This is a genomic window from Streptomyces sp. NPDC048600 (assembly GCF_055587025.1).
On sequence record NZ_JBVJGZ010000037.1, the window covers coordinates 1 to 13,761 of the forward strand.

Here is a 13,761-nt window from a genome sequence, read left to right on the forward strand (position 1 = left end):
TACATTCCGAACCCGGAAGCTAAGCCTTACAGCGCCGATGGTACTGCAGGGGGGACCCTGTGGGAGAGTAGGACGCCGCCGAACAATTCTTATAGCAAACCCCCGTACCGTAAATCGGTACGGGGGTTTTCTGCGTTTCGGCTACTGTGGCCGACATGAGCTACCAGGTTCGTTCCATACGTGCCGACGAATGGCCGGCGGCCAGGAGGCTTCGGCTCACGTCGTTGCAGGATCCCGTGGCGCATCTTGCCTTTCTGGAGACCTACGAGCAGGCCGAGGCCAGGCCGGACGCCTTCTGGCAGGAGCGGGCCGCCGGTGCGGCCGAGGGCGCGACCGGGGCCCAGCAGATCATCGCCGAGGGGCCGGACGGCGAATGGGTCGGCATGCTGACCGTGCTGATCGAGGAGGCCGGTTCGACGGACTGGGCCGGTTTCCCGGTGGAGCGGAAGCAGGGGCATGTCGTCGGCGTCTTCGTGGAGGCCGCCTGCCGGGGCATCGGGCTCACCGAAGTCCTCTTCTCCGCCGGCCTGGACTGGGCCTGGGCGCAGGGCGCGGAGCGTGTGCGGCTCATCGTGCACGAGGAGAACACCCGCGCACAGGCCTTCTACCGGAAGACCGGATTCGTGCCCAGCGGGGTGATCGTGCCGCTGAGCGCGGCCCCCGCCGAGAAGGAGCTGGAGTTCGTCATCGAACCCGGCACCGACTGACGGGTCGGACCGTCAGACCGGCAGCTCGTCGTGCGGCCAGCGGGAGCGGGCCTGTTCCCGGGAGCGGAGCAGGGCCAGGGTGCGCAGGCCGCGGTCGGCTCCGGTCGTGAGCAGGTCCGGGAGTTGGGGGAGCGGGGCCACGGCGGCGATGTCGTCCAGGACCAGGGTCAGTGGTGGGTCGAGGCGACCGGAGGATGACCGTTCGGCCATGCGCCGGCCGCGCTCGACCACGCTTGCGACGAGGGCCGTCAGCAGGGGCATCGCGCCGGGGTTGGTCCGGGGGTCCTCGATGGACTCGCCGACCACATAGAGGCTTCCCCCTTCGGCGATGAAGGAATCCAGCGCCAGGGCGTCGGGTCGATTGGGTGTGCAGGCCTCGCGGATGTTCACCGTGGACAGTGCCGCCAGCGCCCTGCCGATCAACTCCTGGGCCATGTCTCGGCGTTCGGGATGGGCCGTGAGGGCCGCCTCCAGCTCGCCCGCCGAGCCGGGCGCGGCCTTCACATGCGTACGCAGGGTACGTACGGCTTCCTGGATCTGGGTGCCCTGCGACCAGCGGTGGACGTGGCGGATGGTGCCCTTGTCGAGGGCCGCGGCGTGCAGATAGCTGCGCAGGAGGGTTTCGGCCGTGTCGCTGACGGCCTGGTCCAGCCGGGAGGTCGGGCGGACCGGCGTGAGCAACGCCGTCGCTCTCTCCGCGGCCGTCGACCTGGTCTCGCAGCCCGCCGTGGGCGACCAGTGAAGCCTGGCCGGGGTGTCGCAGCGGTGGGTGGGGTCGTAGAGGAGGGTGGGTCCCAGCTTGGCCCGTGCGTCCTTGGTGTCCTGCCAGAGTGAGGGGTTCGAGGTGACGACCAGGGTGGGGCCGTCCGCGTCCCGTACCGCCTGGGCGGCCGTCTGGTGGCGGCCTTCGCGGGGGGCCACGAGGATGCGTTCCCAACTGCCCGCCGGGTCCTGGCCGAACAGGGCTGCGGGGGTCGACAGGACCTCCGCAGCGGGCTCCTTGTGCGGGGACGCGGGTGCCGGCGGAGGCTGTTCCTCGGTGAGTTGGGGAAGCGGGCTCGCCTCCACCGGTCTGCGGGTGTCCGGCCGGTGTTCCGCTCTCGGCTGCGGGACGTCGTACGGCGGCCGTTTCCCGGGGGGTTGCGCCCGCTCGGCTCTGCGTCTCGCGCGGACCGCCCGCCAGCGGGCGAAGGTGCCCAGGACGAACACCGTGAGGACCACCAGGATCATCACCTGGCCGATGAGCAGGCCCCAGAAGAGGCCGTAGCCGGAGAGGGCGGCCGCCGGGGTTTCGGGCCAGGCGCCGGCGACGTCGTGGGGGCTGGTGGCGAGATGGCGCATGGCCAGGGGCGTACGGGTGAAGGTGACCGTGCCGGGCCAGGTGCCGTGGGTGAACCAGGCGGCGAGGCCGGTGGCCGTCCAGACCAGCACGGTCATGCCGACGAGGAACGCGAGTATGCCGATCAGCAGGCCGTCGGGGATGCCGCCCTGGGCGTCCCGGCGCTGGGTCTCCGGTCTCACGCCGCCGCTCCCTACGCCACCGTCGACTCGGAGTCGCCGAGGTGCTGTTCCATGAAGGCCGCCGCCCGCTCCTCCGCCTCCAGCTCGGCCGCGTGCAGGGCGTCGTCCAGGTCCCGGGAGGACTCGGTCATCGCCCGGTCGGTGAAGACCAGCGGGCGTTCCGTCTCCGTGACCAGGTGTTTGACGACCTGGACGTTGCCGTTGACGTCCCAGACGGCGATACCGGGGGTGAGGGTCGGGATGATCTCCACCGCCCAGCGCGGCAGGCCCAGGACCCGGCCCGTGGCTCTCGCCTCGTCGGCCTTCTGGGCGTAGATCGTCCGGGTCGACGCCATCTTCAGGATCGCCGCGGCCTCCTTGGCCGCCGCGCCGTCCACGACGTCGGAGAGGTGGTGGACGACCGCGACGAAGGACAGGCCGAGCCGTCGGCCGAACTTCAGCAGCCGCTGGAACAGCTGGGCCACGAACGGGCTGTTGATGATGTGCCAGGCCTCTTCCACCAGGAAGATGCGCTTCTTGCGGTCGGGGCGGATCCAGGTGTGCTCCAGCCACACGCCGACGATCGCCATCAGGATGGGCATGGCGATGGAGTTGCGGTCGATGTGGGAGAGGTCGAACACGATCAGCGGCGCGTCCAGGTCGATGCCGACCGTGGTCGGGCCGTCGAACATGCCGCGCAGGTCGCCGTCGACCAGCCGGTCCAGCACCAGGGCCACGTCCAGGCCCCACGCCCGGACATCGTCTATGTCGACGTTCATCGCCTCGGCCGACTCCGGCTCGGGGTGCCGTAGCTGCTCGACGATGTCGGTCAGGACGGGCTGGCGCTCCACGATCGACTCGTTGACGTAGGCGTGCGCGACCTTGAGGGCGAAGCCGGAGCGTTCGTCCAGGCCGTGGCCCATCGCCACTTCGATGATGGTCCTGAGCAGGGCGAGCTGGCCGGTCGTGGTGATCGCCGGGTCCAGGGGGTTGAGCCGGATGCCGTGGTCGAGCGCCGCCGTCGGGTCCAGCCGGATGGGAGTTATCCCCAGCTCCTGCGCGATGAGGTTCCACTCGCCGACACCGTCCTCGCCCTGGGCGTCCAGGACGACGACCTGCCGGTCGCGGAAGCGCAGCTGGCGCAGGACGTACGTCTTCTCCAGCGCGGACTTGCCGTTGCCGGACTCGCCGAGGACCAGCCAGTGCGGGGCCGGGAGCTGCTGGCCGTACAGCTGGAAGGGGTCGTAGATGTAGCCCTTGCCGGAGTAGACCTCCCGCCCGATGATCACGCCCGAGTCGCCCAGGCCGGGCGCGGCCGTCGGCAGGTAGACCGCCTGGGCCTGCCCGGTCGAGGTCCGCACGGGCTGCCGGGTCGACTCGACCTTCCCGAACAGGAAGGAGGTGAAGGCGTCGGTGAGGACGGACAGCGGATCCCGCATCAGGTCCTACCTCCGGATGCCGGTGGCGAAAGGAAGAGTGTTCACGAAGGCGCGGTGGTGCTCGCGGTCGCACCACTCCAGCTTCAGGTACGACTTTCCGGCCGACGCCCTTATCGTGCGCTTGTCGCGCGCCAGGGCCTCGGGACTGCGCGAGGAGACGGTGATGTAGCCGACCAGGTTCACTCCGGCGGCGCCGCTGGCGAGGTCCTCGCCGCGCTGGTCGAGGCGGGAGTGGGCGGCCACGTCGCGCGGGTCGACGGTGCGGTTCATCTTGGCGGCGCGGGACGCCTCGGCCTCGTCGTTGGTCTTCTCGGTGAGCATGCGCTCGATGGCGATCTCGGTGGGCTCGAGGTCCATCGTGACGGCGACCGTGCGGATCACGTCCGGGGTGTGGACGAGCAGCGGGGCGAGGAAGTTGACGCCGACGGGCGTCATCGGCCACTCCTTGACCCAGGCCGTGGCGTGGCACCAGGGGGCGCGGGTGCTGGACTCGCGAGTCTTGGCCTGGAGGTACGTCGGCTCCACCGCGTCCAGCTCGGCCGGCCAGGCGTTGCGCTTGGTCATCGCCTGGATGTGGTCGATCGGGTGGTCCGGGTCGTACATGGAGTGGATCAGCGAGGCGAGCCGGCCCTGGCCGAGCGGCTGGCGTACCCGGATGTCCGCCTCCTGGAGGCGGGAGCAGATGTCGGTGAGCTCCCGGGCCATGACGACCGCGAGGCCCGCGTCCCGGTCCACCTTGCCGCCGCCGTGCGGGCGGGCGGCGCGGGCCATGGCGTTGGCCTCGGCAGCCAGCTCGCGCGTGAAGTGCATGCAGGCGACGAGATAGGCGCGGTGCTGCTCGCTGCTGGTGGACACCATCGACTGGAGCTGGTCGTACGACTGCTGCAGCCAGGGCAGGGCCCTGTCGTCGCCGCGTACGGCGACGTCCTTGGCGTGCGCGTCGGGGTCGGCCGGGAGGGTGCGGGCGAGCATCTGGAGGCGGGTGACGAAGCCGTCGCCGTTGGCCACGTGCTTGAGCAGCGTGCCGAAGCGGTCGACCAGGGCCTCCTGGTCCTCGCTGTCGCGCAGGCCGACGCCGGGGCCCTCGATCTCGATGGCCGCGGTCACCGTACGCCGGTCGGCGTGCAGCAGGACGGCGATCTCGTCGGGGCCGAACGGGGCGGCCAGCCAGGTGATCCGGCCGATGCCGGGCGGCGGCCCGATCTCGATCTCGCGCCCGTCCAGCCGGGTGCCGGCCTCCATCACGGACGAGCGGTAGACGGTGCCCTTGCGCAGGGTGCGCTTGTAGCTGCGGTTGATCTCGAACCACCGGTAGAACGTGCGCTGTTTGTACGGCACGTAGACCGCGGCCAGGGCGAGCAGCGGGAAGCCCATGAGCAGCACGATCCGCAGGGACAGCACCGGGACGAGAAGTCCGCACATCATGCCGAGGAACGCGCCGCCGATGATGAGCGCGATCTCGCCGGACTCCCGGTTCCGGCCGACGATCGCGTTCGGCCGGGCGCGGCCGATCAGATATGTACGGCGGGGCGTGACCGGATGGGACAGATGGGACTCGGTCGTCAACGCCCTTCACCTCCCGTGCGGTTGGTACTGCTGTTGCGGGTGTTGCTGGCATGGGGCGTGTTCACCGGGCTGCCCGAGCGGGGTGCGGGTGCGGCGGAGGGGACAGATCCGCCGCCACCGTTCGAGGTGCGCGAGCTGTGCGCGGCGACACCGCCGGCGGCCGTGTTGGCCGGGCGGGGCGTGTGGGAGGACCCGCCCTGGCCGCCGTTGCTGTCGGCGCGGGTGCTGTGGGTCTTGATGCCCTGGGCGACGAGGGTCGCCGGCGAGCTGATGACGGCCGCGGCCTTGCCCTCGGCGCCCTGCATGATGCGGTTGTTGCGGGAGCTCGCGATCTCGTCGCCGAAGCCGGGGACGAAACGGTAGATCATCGCGGACGCGAAGATGGCGAGCAGGATGATCGCGAGGCCGGAGACGACCGCGGAGAAGGCGTCGGGGCCGTCCTCGGCGGACAGGGCTCCGGCGAGGCCGAGGACGATGACGATCACCGGCTTGACCAGGATGACCGCGATCATGATGCCCGCCCAGCGGCGGACGTGGCCCCACAGGTTCTTGTCGACGAGGCCGGCGTAGACGACGGTGCCTAGCAGGGCGCCGACGTAGAGCAGGGCGGCCCTGATGACGAGCTCCAGCCAGAGCACGCCCGCGGCGAGGATGCTGACCAGCGAGACCACGATCAGCATGATCGGGCCGCCGCCGATGTCCTCGCCCTTCTTCAGGGCGCCGGAGAAGTTGCCGAAGAACACGTTCGTCTGGTCGCCGGTGGTGTTGGCGAGGACCTCGCTGACGCCGTCCGTGGCGGAGACGACGGTGTAGAGGATCAGCGGGGTGAACGCGGAGGCGAGCACGGTGAGCCAGAGGAACCCGATCGCCTCCGAGATCGCCGTGGTGAGCGGCACGCCCCGGACGGCCCTCTTCGCCACGGCCAGCAGCCACAGCAGCAGGGTGAGGATCGTCGACGCCGCGAACACGACGGCGTACTGCTGGAGGAACTTCGCGTTCGTGAAGTCCACGGTCGCCGTGTCGTTCACGGCCCCGCTGAGCTTGTCGATCGTCCAGGACGCGGCGTCGGCACAGCCACGGGCGAGGGACGAGAGGGGGTCGAGGGTGGAGGTGGGGTCAACGGAGGGGGAGTTGTCGCTGCCGCCCTTGTTGTTCTCGCAGTACTTCTTGGCCTCGCCGACGATGAGATCGCAGGGGTCGTTGCTCGTCGAGGGGGCGGGCGTGGGGGTGGGTGCGGCGAAAGCCCGACCGGACAGCAGGACGGCCGAGGTCTGGACGGCCGCAACCACTCCGACGAGCTTGAGCGCACGATGCGGGCTACCGGGCATACGTGAACCCTCCGTACTCCTCGATGGTCTTGCTGATCTCGTCGGAGGTGGCGGCTCTGTCGTCGCCGGGGACCGGCGCCGGGCCGTCCGTCTGGGCGTCCGAGGCGATCTTCCAGTCGTCGCCTGACCATTGCAGGTCGAAAGTCCAGGTCTTCCACGTGGAGGTGACGGGATCCGTCGAGCTCTCCCCGGACATTCCGATGAGTCCCATGTACCAGACCGCGATCTTGGCGGTGCCGCCGCGGAATGCCTTCACCGAAGTGCCCACCGGGACGACACGTGAGACGAACGTCCGGCCTTTGGGGGAGTTGCCGTCCGCGTCGAGCCCGAGCTTGCTCAGAAAGTCGGCCGAATACGCCTCGTCCATGGGGCCCTTCAGCCTGGCGGACGCCTCGGAGGTGTAGAGGCGGTCGACGAGGGCGTGACGCTGGTCCTTGTTGAACATGCCCGTGGATCCGAGGGCCACCGAGAAGTTGGCCGCGGCCGACTGCGCTCCCTGCTCGTTCTGCGCGAACCCCGAAGGGATCCCCCCGCTGCCCGACCCCACCGGCTTCGTCCCCGTCGCCGCCGTCTCCGACGCCTCCGGGCCCTTCCCGCCCCCGCTCCCCCCGTCGGATGACGAATCGTCTCCTCCCCTGTTCGCGAAGGCGATCGCGGCGATGAGGAGGACGACGACGGCGACGACGGTGACGAGGCTGCGGGAGGAGGTGGCGCGGCGGCGGGGGCCGCCGGAGTAGGAGGTGTCCTCGGGCAGGCGGGTGCGCGTGCCCGGGTAGCCGCCGGTGTCGTGTTCGTCTCCCAGGCTCATGCGGCGTACGCCCCCTCGACGTCGTGCGGGTGCACCTCGTACCGGAACACGTAGGAGTACGACGGTAGCCGCGCTGGTTCCCGCGTGGGCGTGGTGTGGTGACTCGACATCAGGGAGAGCAACCTCAGTCGGTGGGCACGACGGACGGGTGGGTGGGGAGTGCGGGCCGGGTGTGCCCGGGGACGAGGTGCTAGACCGCCATGCCGTAGACGATCGTGAACAGCGTGCCGAGCGAACCGATGATGAAGACGCCCGTGAGGCCGGCGATGATCAGGCCCTTGCCCTGTTCCGCGCTGAACGTGTCGCGCAGGGCGGTGGCGCCGATACGTTGCTTCGCCGCGCCCCAGATGGCGATGCCGAGGCAGAGCAGGATGGCCACCGCCATCACCACCTCGATCATGATCTTCGCCTCGTTGCCCAGGCTGCCGAAGGGGCCCCAGTCCGGAGCGATCCCGCCGATGATGGTGTTGATGTCTCCCTTGTCGGCCGCAAAGAGCATGTAAGTCACCGCCCCTGGTGGGTAGTTCCGCTATCCCCTGCGGTGCGCAGAGGTCAGGCCCATTCTCGCCGACAAATGCGCTGTCGTATGTCGACTTGGCGTCATTGGTTGGCGGTTTTCGTGCGAAAGCTTGGTCACTCTGTGTATCACGGCAGGTCACGCCGGGCAATGAGGCCTGAGCGGAACCTGTCGGCGGTTCCGTCGTTGTCCCCTTTTACCGTTGTCGCCGGCCGATCGCCGTGTCCTGTGTGGCGCACCGCTCGTGACGGTCCGTCGGAGTGAAGGCTATCCCCGGCGGGGGGCGAGGCCGTGCAGCAGGTGGTGGACGAGCTCGTCGAGGGAGCCGAGGGCGTCCTCGGCCGGCAGGTGCCCGGTCGTGGTGAAGGCGGCCACGCCGTGCAGGGCGGCGCCCGCCAGGAGGGTGATGTGCTCGGGGTCGCCCGCGACGATCTCGCCGCGCTCCTGGGCGTCGGCGAACACCTGGAACAGCGGTGTCATCGCGCTCGCCACGGCCGCCGCCAGCTGCTCGGAGATGTCCGGGTCGTGCTTGCGGGCGTACATCAGCTCCAGCAGGGCCGCGTTGTCGACGGCGAACCGCAGGTAGGCGCGGGCCAGGGCGACGAGGCGGGTCTCCAGCGGCAGGGCCGGGTCGTCGGCGCGGTCGATGGCGGCCGCCATGCGCTCGAAGCCGGTGAGGGCGAGGGCGTCGAGCAGGGCCTGCTTGTCCTTGAAGTGGCGGCCCGGGGCGGCGTGGCTGACGCCGGTGGCGCGGGCGAGCTCGCGCAGCGAGAGCGCGCCGGCTCCCTTCTCCCGCAGGGTGTCCTCGGCGCTCGCGAGCAGGGCGGCGCGGAGGTCTCCGTGGTGGTAGGGCCGGCTCTCGGACATGGTCAGCATCGTAGCTCTATGTAGTCAGTGGCAGCATCGGTGCCGTCCGATCCGGTGTTGTCATTGACAGCATTGTTGTCGCTGCCTACATTTGCGCCATGTCCTCATCGCGTACGCCGGCGTCCCGGCCGGCCAAGTGGAACGCCTCCCAGCTCCCGGACCTGTCCGGCCGTACGGCCGTCGTCACGGGCGCGAACAGCGGCATCGGCCGCACCGCCGCACAGGCGCTGGCGCGCGCGGGCGCGCATGTCGTGCTCGCCGTGCGCGACCCCGAGCGCGGTCGAAAGGCGGCCGCGGAGATCGGCGGCAGCACCGAGGTCCGCCGCCTCGACCTCGCCGCGCTGGACTCCGTGCGCGCCTTCGCCGAGGACTGGCGGGACCGCCCGCTGGATCTGCTGATCAACAACGCGGGCGTGATGATGCTGCCGGAGCAGCGGACCGCGGACGGCTTCGAGATGCAGTTCGGCACGAACCATCTCGGCCACTTCGCGCTGACGAACCTGCTGCTGCCGTACGTCACCGACCGCGTGGTGACCGTCGCCTCCCTCGCCCACCGGTGGGGCGGCGCCCGCATCCGCTTCGAGGATCTCAACTGGGCCTCCGGCTACAACCCGCAGGCCGCCTACGCGCAGTCCAAGCTGGCCAACCTGCTGTTCACGCTGGAGCTCCAGCGGCGGCTGGCCGAGGCCGGCTCCCCGGTCCGCGCGCTCGCCGCGCACCCCGGCTGGTCCGCCACCAACCTCCAGAGCCACGCGGGCAACCCCGTGGCCCGGGTCGTCATGCAGCTCGGCAACGTGCTGCTCGCGCAGTCCGACACCGTCGGCGCCCTGCCCACGCTCTACGCCGCCACGCGGGACCTGCCCGGCGCCGGCTATGTCGGCCCCGACGGCTCCGGCGAGTGGCGGGGCGCGCCCACCCTGGTCAGCCGCTCCCGCGCGGCGAGCGACCCGGACGCGGCCCGTCGGCTGTGGTCGGCCTCCGAGGAACTGACGGGCGTCCGCTTCCCGATGGGCGTCGGCGCCTCCTGACCGCCGGACCCCGGACCCGCCGGGGACCGGCGCCGCACGCGCGCGTGACGTATCCCTCCTGGCCCCCTCCCCAATAGGCCGAAATAATGGCCGACTCGGTGGCCACGCCGCCGAAGTCGTCATGAACAGGCCCGAGATGGGGGAGGGTTGAGCCGTGCGCAAAGTGTGGGTGATCGGCGGCGTCGCGCTCGGCATGGGCCTGAGCTTCGTGATGCTGCTCGTGATCGGGGTGTACATCGTCGCCGGGAACGTGCTGAACGGCGTCGGGGGCGGCGGCCGTGCCCTGGCCAAGGGGTCGGTGCCGGCCGCGTACCAGGGGCTGGTGCAGCGCTGGGGCAACCTCTGCCCCGCCATCAGCCCCTCGCTGCTCGCCGCCCAGCTCTACCAGGAGAGCGGCTTCGACCCCGACGCCCGCAGCCCCGCCGCCGCGCAGGGCATCGCCCAGTTCATCCCCGGCACCTGGGCCACCCACGGCCTCGACGGCGACGGCGACGGCGACCGGGACGTCTGGGACCCCCAGGACGCGATCCCCTCGGCGGCCTCGTACGACTGCTCGCTCGCCAAGTACGTCAAGGACGTGCCCGGCGACGCCACCCGCAACATGCTCGCCGCGTACAACGCGGGGGCCTACGCGGTCATCAAGTACGGCGGCGTGCCGCCGTACGAGGAGACGCAGAACTATGTGAAGAGCATCACCACGCTCCAGGCGAGTTTCGCCGCCCCCGCCAGCCGGGTCGATCCCTCCGAGCAGGCCGCCGGGGCCATCCACTACGCGCAGAAGAAACTCGGCACCCTCTATCTGTGGGGCGGGAACGGAACGGCCGAGCAGGGCGGCCGGTTCGACTGCTCCGGGCTGACGAAGGCGGCCTACGAGAGCGTCGGGATCACGCTGCCGCGCGTGGCGAACGACCAGTACAACGCGGGGCCGCATCCGCGCCGGGACGAACTGCTGCCCGGTGACCTGGTGTTCTTCTCGGACGATCTCTCGAACTCGCGGGCCATCCGGCATGTGGGCATCTATGTCGGCGGCGGGTACATGATCGACGCGCCGCGCCCCGGCGCCGTGATCCGGTTCGACCCGGTCGACACCCCTGACTACTTCGGAGCAACCCGGGTCACCGAGGATGGCGCAAAAGCGCTGCCCACAGGCGTCTGAAGCGGACTGAACGGAGTGTGAACCCTCCGCCTGAGCTGCGGCGATGGGTCTCTCTTCGATAACGTCTGAGTGATCATTCAGTGGAGTGTGGAACGAACCTGAAGGGGCCGTGCGTTCCTGTTCACGGATCCGTTTGACGGAAACGCTCGACAGGTCCGTACACACCACGGGGGTGGCAGAGCTCGGCACGCGCGTGTGCGCGAGCGGAAGGACGACGAAGGGGCCGCGGCACCATGGCTGGACTCGCGCAATCCGGGTCGAACCCCGACGTCGAGCTGCTCTACGACATCAACGGCCTGGCCAAGGACGCCCCGCACTGGTTCGACCGGGTCGTCGAGTACGTCGGCGAGTACGGACTGCTGCTCGCCATGGTGCTGCTCGTGCTGTGGTGCTGGTGGACCGTGCGGCGGCGCGCCACCGCCGACGAGGCCCCCGTCTCCGTGGCCGCGCTGGTCTGGGCGCCGCTCGCGGCCGGCATCGCGGTTCTGGTGAACGTGCCGATAAGAGGCTTCGTGGAGCGGCCCCGGCCGTTCCTCGACCACCAGGGGCTGGAAGTCCTGGTGTCCGGCAAGACCGACTACTCCTTCGTCAGCGACCACGCCACCATCACCATGGCCATGGCCGTCGGTCTGTTCGTGGCCAACCGCCGCTTCGGCCTCGTCGGGATAGGGCTCGCTCTCCTGGAGGGCTTCTGCCGTGTCTACATGGGCGTGCACTACCCGACCGACGTCATCGGCGGCTTCGCGCTCGGCACGGCCGTGGCCCTGCTGCTCTCCCCGCTCGCCATGGCGCTGCTCACCCCGCTGACCCGCGCGATCGGGAACTCGCCGCGCGCGGGTCGGCTGATCCGGCGGCGTACGTCCCCTTCCGTCGGCGGTGACCCGGTGGTCCCCGGTGCCCGCGCCGAGTCCACCGCCGGCACGGAGAGGGACCTCGCGGCCTGAGGTCTGCCGCGAACGCCTACAGCGCCTGGGGGAAGGTGAACATCCGCTCCGGGTCGTACTGCTTCTTCAGCCGCGTGAGTTTCGGAGCCGCGTCGCCGTAGTAGGCCCTGCGCCAGTTCGTCAGGGTCGGGTCGGTGTAGTTCTGGTAGGCGGCGCCGGACGCGTAGGGGCGCATCGCGTCATGGGCGGCGGTGAGCCAGGACTGGGCCGTGGTGCCGGAGGTGCCCGCGCGCCAGGCGCCGATGTACTGGGCCAGCATCCGCGAGCGGCGGTGCACGAACGCGGTCGCCGTGGGGGAGACCCGGTTGACCGCCCCGCCCAGGGCGGTCAGTGCGATGCTGCCGGAGCCGCCGCGCACGGCCGCGATCTGAGCCATCAGGGTGCGGATGCCGTTCGAGGACAGGGAGCGGTCGAAGAAGTCGGAGCGTGCCGCGTACGTCTCGCGGCCGAGCGCGCCCTGCGGGGAGCGGCCCGGCGTGCTGCCCGGCAGATGGCACTGGGCGTCGGTGGCGAAGGACGAGCAGCCCGCGTACACCTCCATGGCCTCCTCGTAGGAGCGCCGGCGCAGCGAGACGTTCGTCGCCGAGGCGCCGATGCGGTCGGCCAGGCGGTCCACCGCGTTCTGGAGCTCGCGGTAGGTGCCGAGGGAGAACGCGGCGACGGAGACGGTCGGGGTGCCCCCGGCCGCGTTCGCCAGATGCAGCGAGGACCAGATCTCGTCGGGCTGGCCCGGCCCCCACTCCTGCCAGGCCCGTATCACCGCGGCCGCCTTCGACCAAGGCCAGGTCATATAGGCGGACACGGCCTGCGGGGCGGCGTGGGTGCGGAAGCGCAGCTCGGTGACGACGCCGAAGTTGCCGTTGCCCGCGCCGCGCAGCGCCCAGAAGAGGTCCTTGTTCTGCCGCGCGTTCGCGACGAGCTGCCGGCCGTCGGCGGTGATCAGGGTGGCCTGGGTGAGGCTGTCGCAGGTCAGGCCGTAGGCGCGGGACACCACGCCGTGGCCGCCGCCGAGGACGAGGCCGGAGACGCCGACCGTGGGGCAGGAGCCCGCCGGGATGGTCACGCCCTTCGCGGCCAGCGCCCGGTAGACGTCGATCAGCTTGGCGCCCGCGCCGATCACGGCCTCGCCGCCGCTCGAGCGGACCCGGTTCAGCTTGGAGACGTCGATGATCAGCCGGCCGTTGCCCGAGGACCAGCCCGCGTAGGAGTGCCCGCCGTTGCGGATGGCCACCTTCACGGAGTGGGCCTTCGCGTAGGCCAGGACCGTGCGGATGTCGGCCGCGTGGGCGACGTAGGCCACCGCCGAAGGTTTGAGGGAGTCGAAGCGGGTGTTGTAGAGCTGCCGGGCCGCCGCCCAGGCCCGGTCGCCCGGTCGGACCAGCGGGCCGTCGAGGTCGAGGGCGAGCGCGCCGAGGCCCGCCGCGGCCGTCATCGTCGTCGTGGTGGTGGACGATGAAGGCGACGAGGACGCAGGGGAAAACCTGGGGGACGCGGACGTGCGCCCGGAGGGTTTGGCCCCGGTGCACCCGGCGGTGGCGGCCGTGGCGAGTGCGGCGGCGACGCCGCCGATCAACGTCCGTCGCTCCATGTCCGTCTCCCCTTAACGCCGCTTCTGTGGAACGAGACGGCTTCGCGGGCCACCGGGTTCCCCCGCTGACTGAGGTTCAGGCACAGCCCCTCCCCCTGGTCTTGGAGCGTGGTGTAGCGTCGGCATCCAGTGTCCGTTTTGCCCTGATCCGGGAATCTGGCGACCCCGGGATGCCGGATCGCGCCGGGACCTCTGCGTGCTCTCCCCGTAAGCATTCCGTGACCTAACCGCACCGACCACAGGGGTTCACCCCCCGTTAACTTCCGGCCATAGGCGGCTTCACCTCTTCTGCCTAATTTCGGCCCTACCCGGT

The 13,761-nt window shown here is 70.6% G+C and carries 12 protein-coding genes and 1 rRNA gene; 5 read left to right on the top strand and 8 right to left on the bottom strand.

The features are described 5' to 3' along the window. A 5S ribosomal RNA gene (gene rrf, locus ACZ6SQ_RS33995) occupies positions 1–84 on the top strand; the annotation flags it as partial. 71 nt (positions 85–155) lie between these two features. Next, positions 156–707: a GNAT family N-acetyltransferase gene (locus ACZ6SQ_RS34000; RefSeq protein WP_469569056.1), complete on the top strand. Its 552-nt coding sequence runs from the start codon at positions 156–158 to the stop codon at positions 705–707. 12 nt (positions 708–719) lie between these two features. Here the strand turns inward: ACZ6SQ_RS34000 and ACZ6SQ_RS34005 are convergent, their stop codons facing one another. The 7 genes from ACZ6SQ_RS34005 to ACZ6SQ_RS34035 form a co-directional block, all read right to left on the bottom strand. Next, complete coding sequence (locus tag ACZ6SQ_RS34005) at positions 720–2,228, bottom strand: TraM recognition domain-containing protein (protein ID WP_469569058.1); 1,509 nt, start codon at positions 2,226–2,228, stop codon at positions 720–722. Positions 2,229–2,239: 11 nt separating this feature from the next. Beyond that, entirely contained in the window at positions 2,240–3,646 is a 1,407-nt protein-coding gene (locus tag ACZ6SQ_RS34010) for an ATP-binding protein (RefSeq protein ID WP_389327774.1), read from the bottom strand. 6 nt (positions 3,647–3,652) lie between these two features. After that, entirely contained in the window at positions 3,653–5,212 is a 1,560-nt protein-coding gene (locus ACZ6SQ_RS34015; protein WP_469569061.1) for an SCO6880 family protein, read from the bottom strand. After that, entirely contained in the window at positions 5,209–6,540 is a 1,332-nt protein-coding gene (locus tag ACZ6SQ_RS34020) for a hypothetical protein (RefSeq protein ID WP_469569063.1), read from the bottom strand. The genes ACZ6SQ_RS34015 and ACZ6SQ_RS34020 overlap by 4 nt, the downstream gene beginning before the upstream one ends. Continuing rightward, entirely contained in the window at positions 6,530–7,348 is an 819-nt protein-coding gene (locus ACZ6SQ_RS34025) for a DUF8175 domain-containg protein (RefSeq protein ID WP_469569064.1), read from the bottom strand. Before ACZ6SQ_RS34025 ends, ACZ6SQ_RS34020 begins: the two co-directional genes overlap by 11 nt. Positions 7,349–7,538: 190 nt before the next feature. Next, complete coding sequence (locus ACZ6SQ_RS34030) at positions 7,539–7,847, bottom strand: hypothetical protein (RefSeq protein WP_356688907.1); 309 nt, start codon at positions 7,845–7,847, stop codon at positions 7,539–7,541. Positions 7,848–8,132: 285 nt separating this feature from the next. Further along, on the bottom strand, positions 8,133–8,741 hold the full coding sequence (locus ACZ6SQ_RS34035; RefSeq protein ID WP_469569067.1) for a TetR/AcrR family transcriptional regulator: 609 nt from the start codon (positions 8,739–8,741) through the stop codon (positions 8,133–8,135). Positions 8,742–8,830: 89 nt separating this feature from the next. On the opposite strand from ACZ6SQ_RS34035, the gene ACZ6SQ_RS34040 reads away from it, so the two are divergent. The 3 genes from ACZ6SQ_RS34040 to ACZ6SQ_RS34050 all read left to right on the top strand — a co-directional run bounded on the left by ACZ6SQ_RS34040 (position 8,831) and on the right by ACZ6SQ_RS34050 (position 11,860). Then, the gene (locus ACZ6SQ_RS34040) at positions 8,831–9,760 is read left to right on the top strand and encodes an oxidoreductase (protein WP_469569069.1); all 930 of its coding nucleotides are present in this window, start codon (positions 8,831–8,833) and stop codon (positions 9,758–9,760) included. A 193-nt stretch (positions 9,761–9,953) separates the two neighbouring features. Continuing rightward, positions 9,954–10,916, top strand: a complete 963-nt coding sequence (locus ACZ6SQ_RS34045) for a C40 family peptidase (RefSeq protein WP_469569157.1) — start codon at positions 9,954–9,956, stop codon at positions 10,914–10,916. Between the two features lie 233 nt (positions 10,917–11,149). After that, the gene (locus tag ACZ6SQ_RS34050) at positions 11,150–11,860 is read left to right on the top strand and encodes a phosphatase PAP2 family protein (RefSeq protein WP_469569071.1); all 711 of its coding nucleotides are present in this window, start codon (positions 11,150–11,152) and stop codon (positions 11,858–11,860) included. Positions 11,861–11,876: 16 nt separating this feature from the next. Here ACZ6SQ_RS34050 and ACZ6SQ_RS34055 read toward each other — a convergent pair whose 3' ends face one another. Next, entirely contained in the window at positions 11,877–13,448 is a 1,572-nt protein-coding gene (locus tag ACZ6SQ_RS34055; protein WP_469569073.1) for an FAD-binding oxidoreductase, read from the bottom strand. Positions 13,449–13,761 lie beyond the last annotated feature (313 nt).